Annotated in this window: 16 protein-coding genes and 2 pseudogenes; 12 read left to right on the top strand and 6 right to left on the bottom strand. The window is 45.7% G+C overall.

Annotated elements, in window-relative coordinates; genetic code table 11:
• Positions 1-395 precede the first annotated feature (395 nt).
• The 8 genes and pseudogenes from J2Z66_RS38350 (at position 396) to J2Z66_RS38310 (ending at position 9,965) form a co-directional block, all read left to right on the top strand.
• Positions 396-3,369 (top strand): annotated as a pseudogene (locus J2Z66_RS38350) (Na+/H+ antiporter subunit A).
• The gene (locus J2Z66_RS38340) at positions 3,369-3,710 is read left to right on the top strand and encodes a Na(+)/H(+) antiporter subunit C (protein WP_209978624.1); all 342 of its coding nucleotides are present in this window, start codon (positions 3,369-3,371) and stop codon (positions 3,708-3,710) included. Before J2Z66_RS38350 ends, J2Z66_RS38340 begins: the two are co-directional and overlap by 1 nt.
• Positions 3,710-5,188, top strand: a complete 1,479-nt coding sequence (locus tag J2Z66_RS38335) for a Na+/H+ antiporter subunit D (RefSeq protein ID WP_209978622.1) — start codon at positions 3,710-3,712, stop codon at positions 5,186-5,188. Before J2Z66_RS38340 ends, J2Z66_RS38335 begins: the two co-directional genes overlap by 1 nt.
• A gap of 28 nt (positions 5,189-5,216) precedes the next feature.
• Positions 5,217-5,528, top strand: a pseudogene (locus J2Z66_RS38330) (Na+/H+ antiporter subunit E); the annotation flags it as partial.
• Positions 5,525-5,818 carry a Na(+)/H(+) antiporter subunit F1 gene (locus J2Z66_RS38325; RefSeq protein WP_209978618.1) on the top strand — a complete coding sequence of 98 codons (294 nt, stop codon included), beginning with the start codon at positions 5,525-5,527 and terminating at the stop codon, positions 5,816-5,818. The pseudogene J2Z66_RS38330 and the gene J2Z66_RS38325, both read left to right, overlap by 4 nt.
• Positions 5,793-6,179: a monovalent cation/H(+) antiporter subunit G gene (mnhG, locus tag J2Z66_RS38320; RefSeq protein WP_245376161.1), complete on the top strand. Its 387-nt coding sequence runs from the start codon at positions 5,793-5,795 to the stop codon at positions 6,177-6,179. The genes J2Z66_RS38325 and mnhG overlap by 26 nt, the downstream gene beginning before the upstream one ends.
• Before the next feature lie 101 nt (positions 6,180-6,280).
• A complete protein-coding gene (locus J2Z66_RS38315) occupies positions 6,281-7,999 on the top strand; it encodes a methyl-accepting chemotaxis protein (RefSeq protein WP_209978616.1) in 1,719 nt (572 codons plus the stop codon).
• A 49-nt stretch (positions 8,000-8,048) separates the two neighbouring features.
• Positions 8,049-9,965: a DUF3658 domain-containing protein gene (locus tag J2Z66_RS38310; protein ID WP_209978614.1), complete on the top strand. Its 1,917-nt coding sequence runs from the start codon at positions 8,049-8,051 to the stop codon at positions 9,963-9,965.
• 303 nt (positions 9,966-10,268) lie between these two features.
• Here the strand turns inward: J2Z66_RS38310 and J2Z66_RS38305 are convergent, their stop codons facing one another.
• A complete protein-coding gene (locus J2Z66_RS38305) occupies positions 10,269-10,895 on the bottom strand; it encodes a C40 family peptidase (RefSeq protein WP_209978612.1) in 627 nt (208 codons plus the stop codon).
• Positions 10,896-11,443: 548 nt separating this feature from the next.
• Here J2Z66_RS38305 and J2Z66_RS38300 point away from each other — a divergent pair.
• Positions 11,444-11,953 carry a phosphatase PAP2 family protein gene (locus tag J2Z66_RS38300; RefSeq protein ID WP_245376156.1) on the top strand — a complete coding sequence of 170 codons (510 nt, stop codon included), beginning with the start codon at positions 11,444-11,446 and terminating at the stop codon, positions 11,951-11,953.
• Between the two features lie 435 nt (positions 11,954-12,388).
• Here J2Z66_RS38300 and J2Z66_RS38295 read toward each other — a convergent pair whose 3' ends face one another.
• Positions 12,389-13,204 carry a DUF2935 domain-containing protein gene (locus tag J2Z66_RS38295; protein ID WP_209978610.1) on the bottom strand — a complete coding sequence of 272 codons (816 nt, stop codon included), beginning with the start codon at positions 13,202-13,204 and terminating at the stop codon, positions 12,389-12,391.
• 122 nt (positions 13,205-13,326) lie between these two features.
• Between J2Z66_RS38295 and J2Z66_RS38290 the strand changes: the two genes are divergently transcribed.
• Positions 13,327-14,865 carry an FAD-dependent oxidoreductase gene (locus J2Z66_RS38290; protein ID WP_209978608.1) on the top strand — a complete coding sequence of 513 codons (1,539 nt, stop codon included), beginning with the start codon at positions 13,327-13,329 and terminating at the stop codon, positions 14,863-14,865.
• A gap of 32 nt (positions 14,866-14,897) precedes the next feature.
• Here the strand turns inward: J2Z66_RS38290 and J2Z66_RS38285 are convergent, their stop codons facing one another.
• The 4 genes from J2Z66_RS38285 to J2Z66_RS38270 form a co-directional block, all read right to left on the bottom strand.
• Complete coding sequence (locus tag J2Z66_RS38285) at positions 14,898-15,098, bottom strand: hypothetical protein (RefSeq protein ID WP_209978606.1); 201 nt, start codon at positions 15,096-15,098, stop codon at positions 14,898-14,900.
• Positions 15,099-15,147: 49 nt separating this feature from the next.
• A complete protein-coding gene (hxlB, locus tag J2Z66_RS38280; RefSeq protein WP_209978605.1) occupies positions 15,148-15,708 on the bottom strand; it encodes a 6-phospho-3-hexuloisomerase in 561 nt (186 codons plus the stop codon).
• A gap of 5 nt (positions 15,709-15,713) precedes the next feature.
• Positions 15,714-16,346: a 3-hexulose-6-phosphate synthase gene (gene hxlA / locus J2Z66_RS38275; RefSeq protein ID WP_209978603.1), complete on the bottom strand. Its 633-nt coding sequence runs from the start codon at positions 16,344-16,346 to the stop codon at positions 15,714-15,716.
• 699 nt (positions 16,347-17,045) lie between these two features.
• Positions 17,046-17,414 (bottom strand): winged helix-turn-helix transcriptional regulator, encoded by a 369-nt coding sequence (locus tag J2Z66_RS38270; protein ID WP_209978601.1) that lies wholly within the window; start codon positions 17,412-17,414, stop codon positions 17,046-17,048.
• A gap of 426 nt (positions 17,415-17,840) precedes the next feature.
• Between J2Z66_RS38270 and J2Z66_RS38265 the strand changes: the two genes are divergently transcribed.
• Both J2Z66_RS38265 and J2Z66_RS38260 read left to right on the top strand, forming a co-directional pair.
• Entirely contained in the window at positions 17,841-20,498 is a 2,658-nt protein-coding gene (locus J2Z66_RS38265; RefSeq protein ID WP_209978599.1) for a beta-N-acetylhexosaminidase family protein, read from the top strand.
• A gap of 505 nt (positions 20,499-21,003) precedes the next feature.
• Positions 21,004-22,731, top strand: coding sequence for a type 2 periplasmic-binding domain-containing protein (locus J2Z66_RS38260; RefSeq protein WP_209978597.1), 1,728 nt, complete (start codon positions 21,004-21,006; stop codon positions 22,729-22,731).

Here is a 22,731-nt window from a genome sequence, read left to right as displayed (position 1 = left end):
GTTCGTATTTTTAGTCCACAGTTAATCGACAGCCTCAAAAACATCGTTAAGTGAAGTGCGTGAAGTGAAGCACATGAAGTAAAGGACCTTAATTCAAGCACATGCGCATTTCGGCGGAAGGCGGGCTTCTACGAGTGTGTTCAACTGAATCTCTTTACAAGAATGGAGTTTGAAGCTATACTAAGCAAAGATAAAGCTGAATAGTTTTACCCGGAGGAGCCTGCCAAAAGCGGGCTCTTTTTGTGTTTTTTTCATATACGGAGCAATCAGCAGGTGATGTAATCCTTATTTTGGGAATACTAGGCATAGGGCTGCTGCTAAAATTTAGTATCTTTAATGCGGCCTACAGAAATCCCGGAAACCAGGGAAATCACAGAAATATGGGGGAGTACAAGTTGTCTATCCTTATCGCTCTTATTTTGTTACCTTTTTTATTTGCTGCGGTCGTGCCGCCGCTCTACAAATATGTGCGGTGCATCCATACAGGGTGGTTTGTGCTCGCAGTACCGGTAGTACTGTTCGTTTATTTTCTCAGCTGTATACCTGTAATCCAAGGTGGGGAGCAGTTAGCGGCTGAGATACCGTGGATTCCTTCACGGGGAATTTATTTTAGTGTTTATTTGGATGGGCTTGGTCTGCTTTTTGCATTACTTATTTCTGGGATTGGCGCACTTGTGGTGCTGTATTCGATTTATTATTTGAGCAAAAGTAAAGAGGCCATCGGCCAATTTTATGTGTATTTGCTCATTTTTATGGGAGCGATGCTGGGCGTTGTGCTGTCTGATCATTTGATGGTGCTTTACGGCTTTTGGGAGCTTACGAGCATTTCCTCATTCCTGCTTATTGCTTTCTGGCACAAGCGGGAGAGGTCGAGATATGGCGCCAAAAAATCGTTAATGATTACGGTGCTCGGTGGAATGGCGCTGCTTTGCGGCTTTATTATGCTCTATATCATGACGGGAACCTTCAGTATCCGCGAAATTATTGCTGATCTGCCCTCAGTGAACGGGCATGCCCTTTTCCTGCCAGCTCTGCTGCTAGTGCTGCTGGGGGCGTTTACCAAATCGGCACAATTTCCTTTTCACATCTGGCTGCCTGACGCGATGGAAGCGCCGACTCCGGTTAGCGCCTATCTCCATTCGGCCACGATGGTTAAAGCGGGCATTTATTTGGTCGCGCGGTTAAGTCCGGTGTTTGCCGGGCAAGCAGAGTGGTTCTGGCTAGTATCCGCTTTTGGGATGGTAACGCTGCTCTATGGTTCATTAAATGCAGTCAAGCAAACTGATTTGAAGGCTTTACTGGCGTTCTCGACGATCAGTCAGCTCGGTTTAATTATGGGCCTGCTAGGATTGGGCTCTGCTGCAGCTTATTATGGGATCGGCGGTGAATCGCTGCTATATACAACAGCAACGACGGCGGCGATTTTCCATCTGATCAATCATGCTACCTTCAAAGGCTCGCTGTTCATGGTCGCCGGCATTATTGATCATGAAACGGGAACGCGCGATATCCGCAAGCTTGGAGGATTAGCGGCGCTTATGCCAGTTACTTTTTCCATTGCTGCTATTGGAACGCTCTCTATGGCGGGATTGCCGCCGTTTAATGGATTTTTGAGCAAGGAAATGTTTTTTACCGCTGTTCTAAAGACTGTGCATATGGACCTGTTTTCCTTGCAAACCTGGGGAAGTTTATTTCCGGTCATAGCTTGGATAGCAAGTGTGTTTACGTTCATCTACAGTATGCTGCTGCTGTTCAAGACGTTTATGGGCAAGTTTCAAAAGGATCAATGGGATCGGAAGCCACATGAAGCGCCCATCGGTATGTTGATTTCTCCAGTTGTGCTGGCTTCACTTGTTCTTGTCTTCGGATTGTTTCCGAATCTTCTTGCTTATTCGTTGATTGAGCCTGCAATGGCCTCGATTATGCCTGAGCTGCTGGCTCCAGGCGAGAAATTTGTTGTATCGATTCAATTCTGGCATGGATGGACGACAGAATTGATGATGACATTTGGAGTTGTTGCGGCTGGTATAGGCTTGGCAGTGTCACATAAGCGATGGAAAGGGGTATATGGAAGGCTGCCTCAGGTGTTCTCGCTAAACTATTTGTATGACCGGGGGCTAGGTTGGTTGGGACTTGGATCGAATCGCTTAACGAGTGGCTACATGACAGGGTCGATTCGAAGCTATCTGGCCTATATTTTCACTTTTTTTATTCTGCTCTTGGGTTATGTGCTGCTTCGGACGCCTGGCATTCAATTCTCCATAAATTCAACAGCACCTATCGCTTACTATGAGATTGCTTTAGTCATTGCCCTGGTACTATCTACTGCTGCTGTGCCATTTGCCCGCTCCAGGTTGACTGCCATCATTCTGACAGGCACCGTAGGTTATTTGGTTACTATGTTTTTTATCATTTTTCGGGCACCGGATTTGGCGCTTACACAAATGATTGTCGAGACGGTTTCGGTGTCGCTGTTCCTGCTCTGCTTTTATCATATGCCGAAGCTGAAGAAGGAGCTGTCAAAGCTTCGATTCCGGCTGTCGAATGCGCTGATAGCTGCCGGCGTTGGCTTGATGGTCACGCTTATTGCTTTGGGAGCTGGCGGGAGCGGGAAATTTGCCTCCATTGCTGACTTTTTTGTGGAAGAAAGCTATAAGCTCGCAGGGGGAAAAAATATCGTGAATGTCATCCTTGTTGATTTTAGAGGATTTGATACGCTGCTAGAAATTATGGTGCTCGGGATTGCTTCACTGGGGATTTTCACGATGATCAAGCTGCGCTTGGAAGGTCGTGATATTGGTGCACGGGTACTCTATAACAAAGGAGAGCTATCCTTGGGGGCTGTAAACCGGGACACTGCGAGTCAGGAAGTTACGGAAGCACACGAAGCTTACGAAGCAGCCGTCAGGGCCAAGGAAGCAAGTATGAAAGGAGGGCAAACGGGTGGCCAAAAGCAATGATGTTATTTTAAGAACAGTGTCTAAATTTGTTTTTTTCATCATTCTTATATTTGCCTTGTATTTGTTTTTGACAGGCCATAGCTCTCCCGGAGGTGGCTTTATAGGGGGACTTATGACGTCTGGGGCGCTGCTGCTGCTGGCTATCGCATTTAATGTGGAGACGATGCGCAAAGTTATACCCGTAAATTTCCGGATCGTAACGGCGGTTGGCTTGCTCTTGGCTCTACTGACAGGCATAGGATCATTTGTATTTGATGCTCCGTTTCTCAGCCATTCGTTCGGGCATTTTGATCTCCCTCTTCTTGGAGATACAGAGCTGAATACAGCTGTACTGTTCGATCTTGGTGTTTACTTGGGAGTTGTTGGCGTGACGATGACGATACTGCTGAGTATTGGGGAGGACCGCTGATGGAAACGCTTATGGCTGTTGCTGTTGGACTTTTATTTGCTGTCGGTGTGTATCTCATTTTATCGCGCAGCTTGCTGCGTATTGTACTGGGAACGTCCCTTCTGACCCATGGTGTACATTTGCTGCTGCTGACGATGTCCGGACTGAAGACAGGCGCCGCGCCCCTGCTGGGAGAAGATGCTGGAAGATATGTCGATCCGCTGCCGCAAGCGCTGATTTTGACATCGATTGTGATTAGCTTTGGGGTTACCTCGTTCTTTTTTGTGCTGGCCTATAGAGCCTATCAAAAATTGGGCACGGATGACATGGAGCAACTGCGGGGACAAGAGGATGAATACTGATGAATAATATGGTTGTGCTGCCTTTATTAATTCCGTTATTTACAGCTGTTATGCTTATTTTTTTTCACAAAAGGCTGACGATTCAGCGCTGGATCAGCGGAGTAAGCTCGCTTGCGAGTGTGTTTGTTTCCGTATGGATCGTTCTAGAGGTTAGGGAAGAGGGGATTCAGACCTTGCATATGGGTGGCTGGCTGCCGCCCTATGGCATTGTCTTCGTTGCGGACATGTTCGCTTCTCTGCTCGTGTTAACAACATCGGTCGTAAGTGCGGCCTGCTTGTTTTATGCTTTTCGCAGTATTGGAGCTGACCGGGAACGGAACCATTTTTATTCGTTCGTGCACTTTTTGATCGCAGGTGTTATGGGCTCGTTCCTAACGGGAGATTTGTTCAATTTGTTCGTATGCTTTGAGGTTATGCTGATTGCTTCTTATGCGCTGATTGTACTAGGGGGCACAAGGCGTCAGCTTAGAGAAACTTTGAAATACATCCTTATTAATATTGTGTCATCAACACTTTTCGTCGCGGCAGTAGCCTATCTGTATGCGGCAGCCGGCACCTTGAATATGGCTCATCTATCTGTACGTGTTGCCGAAGCGGGTCAAGGTGGCATTATGACGGTTATTGCCGTTTTGTTTTTGATCGTTTTTAGCTTGAAGGCCGGTCTATTCCTGTTTTTTTGGCTCCCTGGCTCCTATGGTGCACCACCAGCTGTGGTAGCTGCATTGTACGGTGCTCTGCTTACTAAAGTAGGACTGTATGCTATCATCCGCATGTTCACTCTTGTTTTTTATCACGAGCCTGGCTTTACGCACACGATCATTGGTTGGATGGCGGCAGCAACGATGATTTTAGGTGGCATAGGTGCCATTGCCTATAAGGATGTGAGTCGGATATTAAGCTATAACGTGATAGCTGGAGTGGGCTTCATAGCTTTTGGACTCGCAGCGGCTAATCGTACTGCGCTTGAAGGGGTTATTTATTATCTCATGCACGATATGCTAATTAAAGCGCTCCTTTTTCTACTGGGTGGCATTATTGTTGCACTAGCAGGAACGGATAAACTCCAGCAAATGGGTGGTTTAATCACAAGAAATCCGCTACTCGGGTGGATGTTCTTTATTTCGGCTCTGGCCATGGTTGGTGTTCCGCCGCTTAGCGGGTTTATTGGCAAGCTGCTGATCGTGCAGGGTGGACTTGAGAGCGGTTTTTATTGGACAACGGGAATCAGCCTGGCGCTCAGTTTGCTGCTTTTAACCTCGATGCTGAACATTTTTATGAATGCTTTTTGGGGAGAAGAGAAGATGGCTGGCGATGGAATCTGGAAAAGTCCAAGGCTGCTGCTGGTTGTTTCCGCTGCATTGTTGATCTTGGTCATTTTCCTTGGAGTAGGTGCAGAATGGGTGGATCCCTATGTTTCGCAAGCTGCGGACGTGCTATTGGATGCTCAGCTGTATATTGATGCGGTATTGAAGGAGTAGATGAACGATGGCATTTCAAATTTGGGCTATTTTCAAGCTGCTGGTTCTATTTCTGAAAGAGCTGGTGGTTTCGACGATCGCTGTCGTTAGACAAATCATTCGGCCTCGCTTGCTTGTACGCCCAGGCATATTCGCTTATCAAACGGAACTGGAAACTGACTGGGAAGTGACATTGCTTGCCTGCCTCATCACCTTGACACCCGGGACCTTGACACTTGAAGTTTCTAATGATCAGCGAACTTTATACATTCATGCGATGGATATTCAGGATGTGGAGCAGCTATCCAAGCAAATTAAAGGTACTTTTGAGCGGGCGATTATGGAGGTGACAAGATCATGATGAACACGATTTTGATGGTGTCGCTCGTTATTTTGTCGTTGGCTGTGCTTGGATGTCTATATCGGATTTTGAGAGGACCCTCGATGCCGGACCGAATTTTGGCGCTGGACACCCTTGGCATTAATCTGCTTGCTATGGTGGCCATACTATGCGCTCTGCTGCGCACCCAGGCATATTTTGATACCATTTTGCTGATTGGCATTCTTACTTTTATAGGCACGACTGCGTTTGCGAGATATTTGGAAAGGGGTGTGGTGATTGAGCATGGAGACGATCCGGATGATCGGTGAGATTTCGATTGGCATACTTATTCTAATTGGCGCCTTGCTTAGCGCACTCAGCGCATTCGGACTGATTCGGCTGCCAGACGTTTACCTGCGGTCTCATGCGGCTTCTAAAAGCGCGACACTCGGCGTTCTTTGCATTTTATTCGGTGTATTTCTATACTTTATGCTTGATTTGGAACATGTCAGTGTAAAATTACTGCTGGGTATTGTATTTGTATTTATCACTTCTCCGGTAGCCGGGCATTTAAATGCAAGAGCTGCTTACCGTTCAGGTGTACCTTTGTGGAAGCACAGTAATAGGGATGATCTGAAGATTGCACTGAAAAAGGAGCAGGAACAGGAACAGGTGGAAAGTGAGAAGTAGGAGAAGAAGCAGTAAAAGGGTCTTATGCAAATTTTAATAGGAAAAAAGTCTCTCTTCTTGTAAAATAGTTGTAGCCTATACACAGAAAGAGGGAGTCTGTTTTGAATAGCCTGCAAACGCGGATTGTATTGTTTTTCTCGGCTTTATTGGTTTTGGCTGGTTCGGTGCTGGGGTTAAGTATTTATCTGAATTCCAAAGGATTGGTAGAGACATCAATAGGCATGCAGGCAAATGCGGTAGCGGAACGTGCGATTGAGCTGATACAATTTGAATCTTACGCAGCACTTAACGAGGATTCGGAAGAGACGCCATATTATTGGAAGCTTCGTACTGAACTAAATAATCTGCGTCAAACCAATGGATTAAAATATTTATATACGCTGGGAATCAAGGAAAATGCCGGAGTTAAAACTTACTATTATGTAGTGGACGGGGCGCCTGAGGATGCTGAGGAAGGTGATTTCTCCAAGCTTGGTGAGGCGGAAACAAATGGCTATCAAGGAATGATGGACGCATTTGCTACTGGCGAGCCACAGACGGGCGATTTGTCAAAAGATGAGTATGGTGCGACTTTGTCAGCCTATGTTCCGTTCAAGGACAAGGATGGCAATCTGCTTGGCGTTGTTGGAGCTGATTTTGACGCGAGCGGCATTTATACGATGATGGACAAAAACCGCAGCACACTGCTTGCAGTGTCAGCAGCTATTCTTGCCGTCAGTTTACTGCTGGTGTTCCTCTTAGCCAGATACTTGGCAAAGCCGCTAATTAAGCTGACCGGTGAGGTTGCGAAGGTCAGATCAGGAGACTTGACCGTTGCGATCGACATTAAGCGCAAGGATGAAATAGGCCGTTTGGCGGAATCCTTCCAGCAGCTTGTTACCGATACGAGGATCGTCATTCAGGGAATTGGCAAAAGTGCACAGCAATTGCAGACGGCTGCGGCTGAGGTGTTGGACAATTCCGTAGGAACTGCCGATGCGAGCGCCGCGATAACGGCAAGCATTAAAGAAGTTTCGCAAGGAGCTGACCAGCAAGTCATCCGCACCGCCGATATGACCAAAGCGATGGAGGAAATGACGACTGCAATGCAAAGAATCGCAGAATCCTCGTCGATTGCAGCTGAAGTGTCGCAAGCGACGACGGAAGAGGCTGAGCATGGAAACAGCGCCATTGGACAGGCCACGATTCAGATGGAAGCTCTCTATGCTTCCTCGCAGCAGATGGTAGAGGCAGCTCAGCATTTGCAGGTGCGCTCCGGGGAAATCGTGGAGATTGCTTCTATGATGACGGATGTTGCCGGACAGACGAATCTGCTCGCCTTGAATGCTGCTATTGAAGCGGCGCGAGCAGGGGAAAACGGCCGCGGCTTTGCAGTTGTTGCCGAAGAGGTGAGGAAGCTGTCCACGCAGTCGCACATTTCATCCTCCCGCATATCCGAGCTGATTGAAACGATTTTGCAACAAATGGAAGCACTCTCGCGAAGTATGGCAGGCAGCTCTTCCGAGGTTAGACAGGGCTTGCTGACCGTAAAGACAGCAGGGGAAGCTTTCGGCACGATAGTGAACGGATTGAAACAGGTAAACGTTCAGGTGCAGGGGGTTTCTGCAGCTACGGAACAGGTAACGGCAGGAGCAGAGGAAGCTGCTGCCTCAGTGGATGAAATGGAGCGGATTACAAGGCAGGCCGCGGAGCATTTCAAAGGTGTGGCTTTAAGCTCAAGCAGGCAGCAAACCAATATGAATGATGTAGCATCTTCAGCAAAAGCGCTGACAGTCATGTCTGAGGAACTGAAGTTATTGATTGATAGGTTCAAGGTATAATAGAATGAATGCTTGTCCTTGAAACGTGTTTAAGAGGAGATAGAGACCTGTGACTGATCGTGAGAATATACTAAATGATGCAAGAATTTATGTGAAAAAAGAGCTTGCCGGCGACAGCAGCGGCCATGATTGGTGGCATATTGTCCGTGTGACGCGGACTGCCAAATTGCTTGCTGAAGTGGAGCAGGCTGATATGTACATATGCGAGCTTGCTGCACTGCTGCATGATATTGCTGACGAGAAGCTGAATGAGAGCAAGGAAGCAGGGTTGGCAAAGGTTGTTCAATGGCTTGAACATGCTGGTGTGGATGAAGCTGGGCGGGAGCATATCAGGGACATTGTTTCCACAATGTCCTTTGGAGGCGGAGCCGGGCAGCCGATGGCAACGCTGGAGGGGCGGATCGTGCAGGACGCTGACCGCTTAGACGCGCTGGGTGCTCTGGGTATCGCCCGTACTTTTGCGTATTCAGGGTCAAAGGGGCAGCTGATTTATGATCCTGAGCTGCTTCCGCGGGAGGAGCTCACCCATGAGCAGTACCGTAAAGGGCGCAGTACAGCTGTCAATCATTTTTACGAAAAGCTATTAAAGCTGAAGCTCTTGATGAATACAGAAGCAGCCCGTGTGCTGGCGGATGAAAGACATCAGTTTATGAAGCTGTTTCTGCAGCAGTTCGATCAGGAATGGGAGCTCGGTAATGAGCGGTATGTGGAAGAATCGGTGTATCCGCAAGGTGGTATATCCCGGGTACATATCGCCTTTGATGATTCAACAAGCGGCTCGCTTCGGATCGTATTCCGTGGATTTCCTGGTGAGAAGGTGGTATGCCTGAATGATGACCTTATGGTTGGTCCGCTTCAGTCAGAAGGTGATCCAGAAGGGTGGTCGCGGCGGCTGCAATGGTGGCAGAAGTGCATCAATGGTCGTGAGCAGGACGATATCATGGAGTATTTGCTAAAAGCAGCTTTCGCGTGGCGCCTGTGGCCAGTTCGGTTGCAGGAGCTTCCGATTGTCATTTGGGCTGGTGATTCGACCGCTGAACAGGTGGGATTGCGCCGTTTGTTGGCGGTATTACCGCAAACTGCAGCTGTTTCTCTTGTGAATGCCACCTCCATTTTGCATGAAAGAGTTAGAGAGATCTGGTATCAGTGCACTGGGGAAATACCTCCAGAGAAACTGGCTCCACTGCTCGAGGAAGCAAAGCCTCTGCAAGCGGACATACGTAATGCCTACACGGCCGATTGGAAGCGGCTTATAGAAGAAGGCGGGACACTCCGTGTCCTGGAGGCTGGGGAGCTGCGGAGCGTGCAGGAAGATTATTTTGATGAGAAGATTGTTGAGGCTGCCCATGATCTAGAGGCTAAGAACGGTAAATACTTAAAGTCTGCGCGCTTAATTGGTGAAGTGATTGGGCACTCCGAGCAAAGAATCAGTGATACGTTTATTGAATATCGGGTACGGGAATTAATAGCACAAGGTCTGCTGACTTACACAGGTGAGCTGAAAGCTATGCGTTATTATAGCGTAAGTCTGGTGGAGGAAAAGCTTGAGCTTGCGTTGCGTAAGAGTACTAGACTGCATTGGTCAGTAAAGCTGCTGCCTGAGCTTGAGGCACTTATGGGGCAGCTTAGCGAACAGAATGCTCAGGTAGAAGCAGTGGAGCCTATGATGGAATCTATGCTTGAACCAGTACTGCAAGGATTGGAAGGAAGCCTGAACAATGCTGAAAATGGAGGTAATACGGAGGGAGAACAGGCTGTTCTCAAGCTGCTTAAGGAGTGGAAGCAAGGGGAGCAAGAGCAAAATGAGCGGCGGAAGGTCATTTCGCAGATCCTCTCTGGCATGGTACTCACGCTCAAGCATGTGCCGGATATCAATGATGCTGTTCAAAAAGGCGCTCATCTAAACTTACCTTCAAGAGTTGAATTTGGCCGAATTGAAACCGATCCTTATAGTGATAAAGCATAAAAGAGGAAAGAACATACCAAGAAGCAGCCCGCCCTCCGCCGAAAAGAGCGTGTGCTTCATTTAAGTATTTACCCATGTTTTTCATCTTTAAAGTAAGGATGTGGAGCGGACCTAATGCTTATAACGATGAAAAACATGGGTAAAGTAGCAGCTATTCATCCACAGCGCCTTCACTCACTAGGAAATGTGGAGGAGCGATAGCGTCTTGTTAAGACATCACTAACAGTCTACATGTATTACATAAAATGCGAACCAACCCTTTCCATTAAAAAATGGGAAGGGTTGGTTCGTTGTCACTTTGAATTAATTAATGAGGCGACGAGCACCCCAATAGTGAGAATCATAGTATGGTGTACCAAATAGAGTGCTTATTTTTACTTCTCTTGTTCCCATTGTACCTGCTTGAAGAATCTTATTATCTCCAAGATAAATAGCTACATGAGAGACACCGCTTGTGTAGGTTCCTTGCAGAAAGACAAGGTCTCCTTTGCGAAGGTCGTTTGCACTTACTGATGTTCCCATTTGACTTATTAGTGCTGCAGAGTGAAGCAGATTAAATCCGTTTTGATTAAATGCATATTGGACGAATCCAGAGCAATCAAAAGCAACGCCAGGCGTATCTCCACCAAAAACATAAGGTGTTCCAAGTTCTTTCATGCCCGTTGCTATGATGGCATCAGCTTTTGCCTCCCAGCTCTTTTGTTGTGATATAGAATTAGGAAGCTTAATAACGACACCCTTGTAAATATTATTCGGGTTAACTTGAGGATTAGCTGCAATAAGATCGGCAAGATTGATATTTAATTTTTGGGAAATGGTCCAAAATGTATCTGAGTCTGTAGCTATGTAGGGATTGGATTGTTCTGCCGAAGCGATTCCGCTGAATAAGTAACTTGCTGCTAAAGCTGCTGTAAGAATAACTTTTTTCATTAGTTACCTCCTCTGTTTTATGGGACTCTATTATTCTAGCAGAAATTGAAATACCAATAATACGGGTAAATTATGGAATGATGACAAAGTTATAAGTTCCCATGCTGAATTGGAGAAGGATCTTTGATTTATTGACTGAAGACCCAAATCGATAGTTAATAAAAAAAACAGGCAGTTTGAATCTGATTCATGTTATGATAGCATGTACGCCTGCGCTGCTATTGAGTGTATTCTTGCTGCCGTATTCTGGTTGTTTTTTCTCAAAAGGTAAGGCTGTACTAAAGCTATTTAATAGCCTAAATAGAAGCGGGAATTGCATGAAAATAGATATATTTGGAATACTTACAAAAAAAGGATGAATCCCAAAAGGGGGTATATGTATTCAAACGAAGCTTAAATTACAGCTAATTCATGCTTTTATCATAAGCCTTATTTTTGCCGCAGGTTTTGGTTTCATAGCCCTTTCCATCAGTAGTCAAACCATTGTCGGCTTTGATAAGGTAGTTACCGATTTTGTACAAAACTTTGAATCTCCGTTGATGACACAAATGATGATGGGTTTTACCATAATTGGTTCGGGTGGGGTCATCTCATTTTTGGCTCTCCTGATGGTGATATTTCTTTACAAAGTGTTGAAGCATCGGAAAGAATTGATTTTGTTTGTAGGAGTCATAGCAGGCTCGGCATTGTTGAATGTATGGCTTAAAATTTTATTTCATCGAGCACGACCTGATCTCCACCGTATCATTGATGCATCTGGTTTCAGCTTTCCCAGCGGTCACTCGATGGCAGCTTTTTCTATGTATGGCATTTTTGCTTTTCTCCTGTGGAGGCATCTTTCGACTTCCTTCAAGCGGATTAGTCTGGTCCTGCTCAGTACGGTCATGATTATAGCAATTGGTTTAAGCCGTATATACTTAGGTGTTCATTACCCAAGCGATGTTCTCGGAGGATATTTGGTCAGTGGAACCTGGTTGACTTTGTCTATTTGGTTCTATCAGCATTATAGTGAAAGATGGAGCTCCCGTTCTGCAAACCGGATGACCAACAAATCATAAAGTCATATAGGAAGTATATCGCCACTATCCCCTTCCTTCAGGAAGCAGCCTCTATGGGCAGTCCTTTTGAGCGTGCGATGCACATGGGCGATGTTTTTCATCGTTAGAGTAGCAGATCCTTCTCAGCTGCGTGCTATTCATTCCTAGCGCTGCGCCAGCTAGGAAATCTCCTCCAATCGAGAGAAGAACCCTTGCTGGCAGTCCGTTTGAGCTAGGTGTTCGTGTGATTCGTGCGAATGTAGCTAAAGAGAGGGAATGGCTGTGGGCGGAAGAGCGGAAGCGTCCGCCTTTAAAGATTTGTTCTTACCTCCATATCCATTTCATTCAAGGGAACAAATCTTTAACAGCGGCTGGAACCCACAGCCATTCCCTCCGCAACGCACCCACATCAAGAACACGCTCATCAAAGGACGCCGCAAGGCATTTTTCTCATAGCTAGTGGCTCAAAATCATAGGTTGGCATGCACCAGTCAAATGATTTTCAAACATATCGATAATTTCCAAAAATCTGTTGGCTTCTCTAAACACATGATCGGCCAACAAAGGATGAATGATGCTTTTTATTCTGCATTGCTCGATTAAATCCCTGGCAGTCTGCTTAAAGTCTCGCAATGATGTTACAGAAACTTTGTTCTGGTCAAGGAACTGGCTTAAAAGAGGTTGGGTTTGGGATTGTGGCCGCATAGAGCTTAGATCCGTTGCTTGAAACAAGAGTTGATCAAAATCGTTGCTGAATTCCCGTGCCTGATCAACAAGCTTACGTTCGGACGGATCGAGAAGATGGCCAATGAATTTGGCGTGGTCGGCCATGATTTTTAAGAAAAATACATTTTCATCGATAATGGCATCCTGCAAAGGTTCAAGCTTGCCTTGATTCAGTTCTTCCAAGCGGTTCCTGAAATAATTAGCTTCGCGGCTAACATGGTCAACAAGAAGCGGGAAATTGTTTTGTCCTGGCAGCTTGCAGGAAAGTATTAATCCCAATATTTTTCTTTTAAATACCCAGATATGGGAAACGGCCGTATGGACTTCCACATTAAAGCGATGGATCACTGAAGGATCTGTATCTACAGGGAAAGTATGTGATTTTTGTTCGATGCCTTCAAACAGATGATAAAAATAGTTGGCTTCATGAATCAATTGAGTATCCTCACAGCGAAAACCCAATCTCAAAAATAAGGAATGTTCTTTCATGATTCTGGACCAAAAGCGAATTTCGTCCAAGGATCGAAGTACAAATTCATTTGCCACGCGCGTTACCCCCCGCAAATTGATTTGTATACCATATGCGCATCCGCCCAGATGGGTTCGAAATACATTATTTTCATGGGAATGGGGAAATTACTAGAAAGACATATCCCTGGAGGAAAATAATGATCGAGACCAACGTCCCCAAAAAAGAATTGCCACAGTTTCCAGAACCTTACTGGAGAGCATCAACCAATCTCCCCTCTTTCCCTAAGCTTGATCAGCATATTACTGTGGACACTGCAGTTGTAGGTGGGGGGATTTCTGGCATTACGACTGCTTACTTATTAGCCAAGGCAGGCGTAAAGGTTGCATTGTTAGAAGCAGGAAATATACTCAACGGCACAACCGGCCACACTACAGCTAAAATAACTGCGCAGCACGATATCATTTACGATGAGTTAATTAAACAGATCGGCCAAGAACAAGCTAAGCTCTACTATCAAGCCAATATGGATGCTCTGAATTTTATAAAACAAACGGTAGACGAGCACAAGATCGAATGCGGATTTAGCGAGCAAGATGCTTATGTTTACACTAACACCGAATCGTCTATGAAAAAAATCAATGATGAGTTTGCTGCCTATCAGAAGCTTGGAATTAATGGGGAGTATGTGACCCGGATCGCTATTCCGCTGCCAATTAAGGCAGCAATCGAAATGAAAAAGCAAGCACAGTTTCACCCCCTGCAATATTTAGCTGTGCTGGTCCAAAAGATTGTGGACGAGGGAGGAGTTATTTACGAGAACACAACAGCCAAAACGATGGAGGAAGCTCCCTCTTCCAAAGTGATTACGCAAGATGGCTTTGAAATTTCATGCGAAAACATGATTTCGTGTTCACACTTTCCTTTTTATGATGGGATGGGGTTTTACTTTTCAAGATTGCATGCGCAAAGGTCTTATGTGCTTGGAATAAAAAGCGATAAGCAGTATCCGGGTGGTATGTACTTAAGTGCTGAGGATCCGAAGCGATCGATTCGTTACACGACTACGAGCAGCGGCGAAAATCTGATCCTTATTGGCGGCCAAAACCATAAAACAGGGCAAGGCATATGTACCATACAGCACTATGAAGCGCTGCAAGCTTTCGCAGAGGATACGTTTGGTATCCAAGAAATTGCTTATCGCTGGTCGGCTCAAGACTTGACTACTTTAGATAAAATTCCATACATTGGCCAGATTTCCTCGCTCAAACCGAACATGTATGTGGCAACAGGATACCGGAAATGGGGGATGAGTACGGGGACGGCTGCCGCGCTGCTGTTAAGAGATTTGATCCTTGGAAACGACAATCCCTATCACGAGCTTTATACACCTTCCCGGTTTGATCTGACTCCAGATGTAAAGAACTTTGTTGTGCAGAATGCAGATGTGGCCAAGCATCTTATTGCAGGAAAACTGGAAATTGTTCATAGAAAGCCTGAAGATTTAGAGCCGGGAGAAGGCTCAGTTGTTACTGTAAATGGAAAAAGAGCGGGTGCTTACAAGGATGACCAGGGCAAGCTGCATCTAGTTGATACGACATGTACACATATGGGCTGTGAGGTTGAATGGAATGATGGAGATCGAAGCTGGGATTGTCCTTGCCATGGCTCCAGATTTACATTTGATGGAGATGTTATGGAGGGGCCGGCCAAAAAATCATTAGCAAAATTGAATTGAATTAAAGACATTAAAAGCCAGAGTGCGTTCATCTATACGCATGCTGGCTTTTTGGTGTTGGGTGTAAAAGAAGGCTCCGATGATTCGGCATACCGTCCGCCGTTGGCAGCAGTTTTCGCAGTAATTGCAGTGTTCGTAGTCTTAGCATTCTTAGCAGTCTCGGCGATCACATCAAGCACATCAAGCACATCAGTCACATCAGTCACATCAAGCACATCAGTCACATCAAGCACATCAAGCACATCAATCACATCAGTATTATCAGTATTATTATCCAGGGCACTATTCCAAATTGGCGTGTCTACTATACATGGTGTTGGAGTCTAGTCCCTTATGTTCCATCAGCTTCAAGATGATTGCGTCATAGAACACCAGCAGAGTCTGCTCGAAAAGAGAGGCCATGGGTTGACTGGTAGTAAATCCGCCTTCAGATTGGCTTTTGGACGAACCAGGCAGCTTAACAATAACGTCCGCTAATTTTCCAATCGTTGATTCAGGTGCAAGAGTGACCGCTGCTAGGACACCACCGATCTGGCGGGTTTTCTCAGCCATCGAAACCAAACCCTTGGTTTCACCAGATCCTGATGAAATGATTAGCAGATCTTCCTGATCGAGTCCGGGAGTGACGGTTTCACCTACTACATATGCGTTCAGCCCCATTTGCATAAGCCGCATTGTAAATGCTTTACTCATAAGCCCTGACCGGCCTGCTCCGGCAACGAATATTTTTCCTGCTTTTTGAATGGCTTCAACCAGAAGATCGGATTCCGCTGCCGCGATGAGCGAAATGCTCTGCTGCAGCTCTTTTATAATATCAGAAGCGTAATCTGTTGTATGCGCCATGATGCTTACCCCGCTGCAATTAGTTTTCTCATTTCGGCTGCAGTGGCTGGCTTATCTGCTTGACCAGTGATGCCGCCCCCAACGATGATCAGATCCGGTTTAGCCTGGATGACTTCTGGCAGTGTCGCCAATTTAATGCCGCCTGCAATAGCTGTTTTAGCATTTTTTACTACAGCTTTAATGATTTTGAGATCCTCAAAAGAGCTTTGTCCTGCGGCTTGAAGATCATAGCCCGTATGAACACAAATGTAATCAACGCCAAGCGCATCTATTTCTCTGGCTCTTTGCGCAATATTTTTTACGTTGATCATATCGACCAGAATGCTTTTGCCTTGTTTTTTAGCTTCTGCTACGGCACCTTGGATGGTTGCGTCATCTGTTGCGCCCAGAACGGTGATGATATCGGCACCGGCTTCAGAAGCTTTCATGACTTCGTAGGCACCTGCATCCATGATTTTCAAATCGGCGAGAACGAGCAGGGAAGGGAAGGCTTCCTTTAATTCTTTAACTGCACGAAGTCCTTCGTTGATCACTACTGGCGTACCTATTTCGATAATATCGATGTAAGCTTGTACTTCATTTACCACCTGTTTGGCTTCCTCTATGTTCACAAGATCCAATGCCAATTGCAATTTCATCTGAACCACTCCTCGTTATCGTTTGTGCTACCCCCTTATCCTAAAGCCTAACTTTCCAAAAGGGAAGTAGGCACTTTAATGTGAAATAGTCACCTTTTTTATACTATAGAATAAGTGAGTAAGTTACTTTATAAGCACCTTAGTCACCTAGTAGTGACTGTATTCTGAAGGGGGCATAGCCCAAAAAAAAACAAAAAAATCCCTTGTCTGCAGCCCGGGAAAACAAGGCGGAACAAGGGATAGGGATTTAATAGGATCTCAGTGCTTCAGTGATCGAGTACGAAGAGGGGGAGGCCTTCTCATGTCACTTAACGATGTTTTTCATCGTTAAAGTATGTATGAGGAGAGGAGCTGTTGCTTTTAACGATGAAAAACATCGTTAAAGTAGCAGATCCTGCTCAGCTGCGCCCGCACTTCATCCCCAGCGACTGGTTCTACTAGGAAATCTCATCTAACCAAGAGAAAAACTCTTGCTGGCTGTCGGTTTGAGCTTGGTGTTCGTGCGATTGTAGCTAGAAAGAGGGAAGGGCTGTGGGTGGAAGAGCGATAGCGTCCGCATTTAAAGATGTGTTTCTACCTGCCTAGTCCAATCAAGGAAACACATCTTTAACAGCGGCTGGAGCCCACAGCCCTTCCCTCCCCCCGCACTAGCGTCAGGAACACGCACCTCAAAGGACGCCACAAGACGTTTTTCTCATCTCATAAATCAATGCTTCTGATTTTTACTTGCTTGATGGCAGCTGTTTCCATGTATTTTTTGCCCCAGTCATACATTAAATCCAGAACAGGAATCAGGCTGACCCCATATTCCGTTAAAGAATATTCAACCTTAGGAGGGACGACAGGGTACACTTTCCGATCAATAATCAGGTCTTCCTCCAGTTCGCGGAGCTGATTAACTAACATTTTCTGAGTGATATCGGGAATTAGCGATTTTAATTCTCCGAAGCGTTTAGTGCCTTCTTTACCTAAGTGCCACAATATAATCATCTTCCATTTACCGCCAATCACAGAGAGCGTTAGCTCTTTTTCGCAGTTATAAATACGGTTTTCTTTATTGCCGGCCATGATAAACCTCCTCCAGGACTCGATCTATAATAATGGTATCTTTTTGGGTAGTATATATGTTTAATAATTGTACTCTTAACAAGTGACTTTGTAAATGCGGACCTGATGTGGACGAAAAGCCATCTAATTTCGGTGAGACTTTTTTTACTTTTCTTTAAAATTATCCACCAAATCTTAAGCTTTTGGTATGGAACCTTGTACTTGACCGGTGCTATCATTAAAACTATGAAAACGCTTGAATAAAAGTGTGTTTCTGACAGAATTTCAGGACAGGTTATTTTTTGGTAATGATATTGTAGATTATTCTGTGTCTATATACGCATCTGAAGTCTCGATAAAAACGTTGTGTTGCCATACCCGAGGGTGGCGATAGGCGTTTATACTTGGACGGGGATAGTTTTATTCATAGATGGAGGGGGCTTTTTCATGTACGTCGAATTTGAAACCAGCAAGGATAAGAAAGCGCTTGAGTTTCCACATTTCCCGACACGCTTTCAGGCTGTTGTATGGCGAAATTGGGGGCTTGTCTCCCCTGATAGAATCGCCAAGGTGATTGGAGCCAGCAGTGAGCAGGTGATTGAGCTTGCGGAAGAGATGGGGCTTGCAGATTCGCCGGATATCGACCCCATTTGGCTGCAACGCGGGTTTATTACGATTATTCGCTTCAACTGGCATTTGCTTCCTTACGAGCAGTTACTCGTCCTGCTCGGTTGGACAGAGGAGCAGCTAGAGTTTGCGCTGAAGGAAGACGACTTTTTATGGATTAAATTGGGCAGCTTGAAACCGTTGTCGGAGCCTGTGAAATATCGCCCACTCACATCTAATGAACAACGTCGGACACGGGAGTTGAAGGAGCATCTCCACGCACATTTTCCATTGAAGGATAGAAGTAGGGGCAGCGCGGAACGACCATTTTCCTTTATGAATCAGTTTGCTTTTTCCGATGATACGTTTGAATGGACTGAGAGTGAAGTAGCGAATTCTTCTTATTCAGCAGCTTCGGATGAAGACGTAATCGTTATTGACCAACGCTGGACGGTTGTCTATCCGCATGGTACTAAGTGGGTGATGAAGTTTGCTGAGCGCTTCGCGAAACGACATCTGGAGCGCTGGGGGATACCTCTGACGACGGGTGAAGCTCATACATTTGGGGGGCAAGGATGGCAGGCGTTAGCCGAAGAGCAGTGTATTCGGCTGGAGCTTGCACCGAACGCCGAATTGCTCGCGGAAAGCCATGAAGTTCACATTGGACCGGACGGCATTGATATAAAGGCGGTGGACGAGGTCGGCCTATTGCGCGGATTGCAGTATATTGCGCGGCAAATGTTACGGGCTAAAGGGCCGATTCTGCAGGCGGGAAGCAGCAAACGGACGACCAAAGTCGACCTGCGCTATGTTTATTCATACTTTGCTGTCTTTGGTGATCCGTTTATCGATCCTGACCTAAATCCATATCCCGATGATTTACTGGAGAGGTTGTCCGAATTGGGCGTCAACGGTGTTTGGCTGCAGAGTGTGATGTACAACCTTGTGCAGTGGGAGGAGGCGCCCGAACTGTCGCACGGCTGCGATATACGAATGGGAGGCTTGCGCAAGCTTGTTGATCGGGCCGCCGACTATGGTATTCGCATCTATCTTTATTACAACGAGCCTCGTACGATGCCGCTACCCTTCTTCGAGAGACATCCTGAGTGGAGGGGTCACGTCGTAGGGGAATACGCCACATTATGCACTTCGCATCCGGATATCCAGCAATATTTACGAGAAGGAACAGCGCGATTGTTCCGAGATGTACCGGGACTTGGCGGCATCTTTATGATAACGATGTCGGAAAATTTGACGAATTGTTATTCAGGGTCACAAGGCAAGACGAACTGTCAGCGTTGTAGCGATAGGGAAGCTCACGAAGTGATCGCTGAAGTGGTTCGGGTTGTCACCGAGGGCGCACATAGTGTCAGTCCGGAAGCACGTATCATCTGTTGGACGTGGGGGTGGGCTCCCGGATATGGTTGGTCTGAAGACGATGTGATGAATGGAATTAAACTGCTGCCTGATGGCATCAGCGTTATGTGTACGAGCGAGCATCAGATGGCGACGAATGTCGCAGAAATTCCAGGAATTATCGTAGATTATTCGATCTCGAATGTGGGTCCGAGCGAATTGTCCCGTAATACTTGGAAGGTCGCTCATGAGCGGGGTTTGAAAGCGATGGCCAAAGTTCAGTTCAACAATACGTGGGAATGCGCGGCGGTACCGTTCCTGCCCGTTTTCGATCTCGTGCAGAAGCATATCGAAGGATTAATGGAGTCGGGTGTCTCCGGGTTGCAGTTAAGTTGGACGCTTGGAGGATACCCGTCCCCCAATTTGGAGCTGGTGAGTGAATATTATTGGGAGAACGACGGTCAGCCGGAATCCAGAATCCGCACCTTGTTGCACGGGAAATTCGGCACTCAGGCTGGGGATGCAATCGCCGACGCATCGACTGCTTTCAGCCGCGCCTTTACCGAATTTCCTTTCGAATGTGGGGTAGTATACATTGCGCCGCAAAATTACGGTCCGTCAAACTTATTGTATTTGCAGCCAACCGGATATAAATCAACGATGATCGGATTTCCTTACGATGATTTGCAAAGATGGCGCAGTATTTATCCGTCAGACAAGTTTGCTACCCAGTTCAAGAAGCTTTCACTTGGATGGAAAAAAGGTCTGGAGCTGATTGCGAAAGCGGAAAGGTACATTACCCCGGGGCAACGTTCCGAATTTAACCTATTACAACACGCGGCGCAAGGTGCTTTCCATCATTTCTATAGTACATATTTGCAAATTACTTTCGTCATCCTACGCGACCGGCTGGCCAAGGCACGCAGTCAACACGTAAAGAAGGAGCTGCGCGAAAAACTGCTGACGATCGTTGATCGAGAGATTGACACCGCCAAAGCATTATACGAAATAATGCGCCTCGACTCACGGATCGGCTATGAAGCAACCAACCATTATTTTTATACGACGGGGAGTCTGCAGGAGAAGGTGCTTAACTGCTTGAACGTAAGAGCTTTGCTTGTCGCTGGGGGAGAGCTTCCATGAATGTTGCCAAAGAGGATATCATGAGTGCCTTTAAAGAAGTTGGGGTAATATCATCGTACTTAATCATTCTTCTTTAAAGAGCTTTAGCCATGAGATTGGTGGGACCCATTGTGTGATTGAGACAATTAAAGAATCGGTGACTGAGAGTGGTTAGGCTATTCAAGGAAAGTCCGGAAATATGGTTTGATTACTCATGTAGGCTTTATTCCTGAAAACCCAAGTGATCCCGATTATATGCCAGAATTCCTCGACTTGAAATGACAATGCTCTTCATCCATTGTCGTTAAGTTGGGGATTAATGGCATTTTTTGTTGTAATAGGGATTCATTTTTAATTTATGCAACGCTAGCGATCTTTAATAATATCCACCAAATCTTAAGATATTGGTATGGAACCTTGTATTGAACCGATGATATCATTAAAATATTGAAAGCGCTTAAATATAAGGTGCTTTTATTAGCAAGAAGTTATTGAAAACAGTTTATAAAGGGAGGAATTACGTTAAATGATTAGGAAGAAGTGGATTGCATTTTTTTTGATTACAGCTCTGATAGTCAGCACGGTATCCGCTTGTACAACACGCAAAAACAATGAGGTAGAAGAAACACAGACGACAACGGCTACACCTGGGGGAAGCAAAGCACCAGAACCGGCGACATTGACGTTTGGCACCTACCACGTACCAGCAGACACGATGGATAACTTTGATCAGACGGCCGTTGGGAAAGCGATCAAGGAGCAATTAAACATTACTGTGAAAATCAGGGGCTCCCAGAATGTCGAACAGGATTTTATAGCCGATGTGGCAGCCAATAATTTACCAGATATCTTTGCTGTCACTGCCAGCGCTTCCGCTCCACAGAACATGGATATCATTACTAAAGCTGCAAAGGAAGGCATGCTGGCTGATCTAACCGACTTCATTAAGAATGGTGACGCACCGATTCTGAATGAAACAATGAAGCCCGAGAGGATGCCACTTTATACTAGGCAGGGTATCTTTAATCCAGATTTCAACGAGAAGTTATATCTGCTTCCTGCCTATTATTCTACAACAGAACCAGGCTTGAATGGTTGGGGTTTATACCTGCGAGGCGATATTGCCAAAGCATTAAATGTGGATACGAAGTCGATTCAAACACCTGAAGATTTATACCATTTAGCTAAATTGATCAAAGAGGGTAACTTTAAAGATGTGAATGGAAAGCCTGTATATCCGATAGGCATGATCGGGGCATGGGGCCAAAATTTGTATCAGCTATTCAGAGGGTTTGATTATGGGAAGAGTGGATTCACTTTGATCGATGGAAAGATAAAGAGCTTTATCGAGTCTGATCAAATTTGGGAGCAAATATTATTCGTACGTAAATTAGTGAATGAAGGACTAATTGATCAGGAATCATTCGCTCATTCCTACCAGATTGGCTCCGAGAAAGTCTCACAGGGTCGCAATGCCATTATGCCTTTTCAAGCCGTATCTGTCGCGCCTGGTAACGAAGCTGTGATGAAAGCCTTGACCGATCCTCATCCCGAAATGGTCTATGCTGCTTTATCACCGATGAAAGACTATACGGGTTCATCGGATCAGGTGGTCAACATGGGAATGGAGGCGTATCTCGTTATTGGGGTCTCCAAGAAAGCGAATGCAGAAGCCGCTGTTAAGTTATTGAACTGGATTAATTCCAAAGAAGGAAGAGCAATAATAAATTATGGGGAAAAGGATAAGCAATGGTTCTTTAACGATAAAGGGTTTGCTCAGATGACAGATGAAGCCTATAAGGAACTTCTTGCGGATTCAGATGCGTTTTATACCAAATATGGAGCTGGTGGAAATCTGCCGGTACCTGCATTAATAACCGGATTTGATTCAGCTTATGATATATACGGAGGAACCATGAGGGATCCCTATTATCAAAGTAATCCCATAGTGGCTGATAAAATCGCCGAATACGTGAGTCAAACGATGCCGAATACGGTAGTGAAGAATCAACTAGATATCAGCGGATTAATGACGAACTACCCGGAGAAAGATAAATTGTTGCCAGTTCTGCAGCAGTTGAAAGACATATTGGCGCAAAGTTATTTGGTTAAGACCGAAAAAGGGGCAAGGGATATATTAGAAGGCTATCGGGAGACGTTACACAAAAGTGGTTATCAAGATTACATCCAATTCCTTCAGCAGGAATATGATAAGGATCCATCCGTATATCTTGTTTCTTCAGGGCATTATTGA

It is taken from the genome of Paenibacillus eucommiae, from assembly GCF_017874215.1.
Lineage (GTDB): Bacteria > Bacillota > Bacilli > Paenibacillales > NBRC-103111 > Paenibacillus_AI > Paenibacillus_AI eucommiae.
This window is presented reverse-complemented; position numbering and strand designations above follow the sequence as displayed.

Excerpts from the sequence above, each read along its gene's own strand:
- J2Z66_RS38340 (WP_209978624.1), top strand. The coding sequence starts at position 3,369 with ATGGAAACGCTTATGGCTGTTGCTGTTGGACTTTTATTTGCTGTCGGT.
- J2Z66_RS38335 (WP_209978622.1), top strand. The coding sequence starts at position 3,710 with ATGAATAATATGGTTGTGCTGCCTTTATTAATTCCGTTATTTACAGCT.
- J2Z66_RS38325 (WP_209978618.1), top strand. The coding sequence starts at position 5,525 with ATGATGAACACGATTTTGATGGTGTCGCTCGTTATTTTGTCGTTGGCT.
- mnhG (WP_245376161.1), top strand. The coding sequence starts at position 5,793 with ATGGAGACGATCCGGATGATCGGTGAGATTTCGATTGGCATACTTATT.
- J2Z66_RS38305 (WP_209978612.1), bottom strand. The coding sequence starts at position 10,895 with ATGAAAAAAGTTATTCTTACAGCAGCTTTAGCAGCAAGTTACTTATTC.
- J2Z66_RS38300 (WP_245376156.1), top strand. The coding sequence starts at position 11,444 with ATGATGATGGGTTTTACCATAATTGGTTCGGGTGGGGTCATCTCATTT.
- J2Z66_RS38290 (WP_209978608.1), top strand. The coding sequence starts at position 13,327 with ATGATCGAGACCAACGTCCCCAAAAAAGAATTGCCACAGTTTCCAGAA.
- hxlB (WP_209978605.1), bottom strand. The coding sequence starts at position 15,708 with ATGGCGCATACAACAGATTACGCTTCTGATATTATAAAAGAGCTGCAG.
- hxlA (WP_209978603.1), bottom strand. The coding sequence starts at position 16,346 with ATGAAATTGCAATTGGCATTGGATCTTGTGAACATAGAGGAAGCCAAA.
- J2Z66_RS38270 (WP_209978601.1), bottom strand. The coding sequence starts at position 17,414 with ATGGCCGGCAATAAAGAAAACCGTATTTATAACTGCGAAAAAGAGCTA.
- J2Z66_RS38265 (WP_209978599.1), top strand. The coding sequence starts at position 17,841 with ATGTACGTCGAATTTGAAACCAGCAAGGATAAGAAAGCGCTTGAGTTT.
- J2Z66_RS38260 (WP_209978597.1), top strand. The coding sequence starts at position 21,004 with ATGATTAGGAAGAAGTGGATTGCATTTTTTTTGATTACAGCTCTGATA.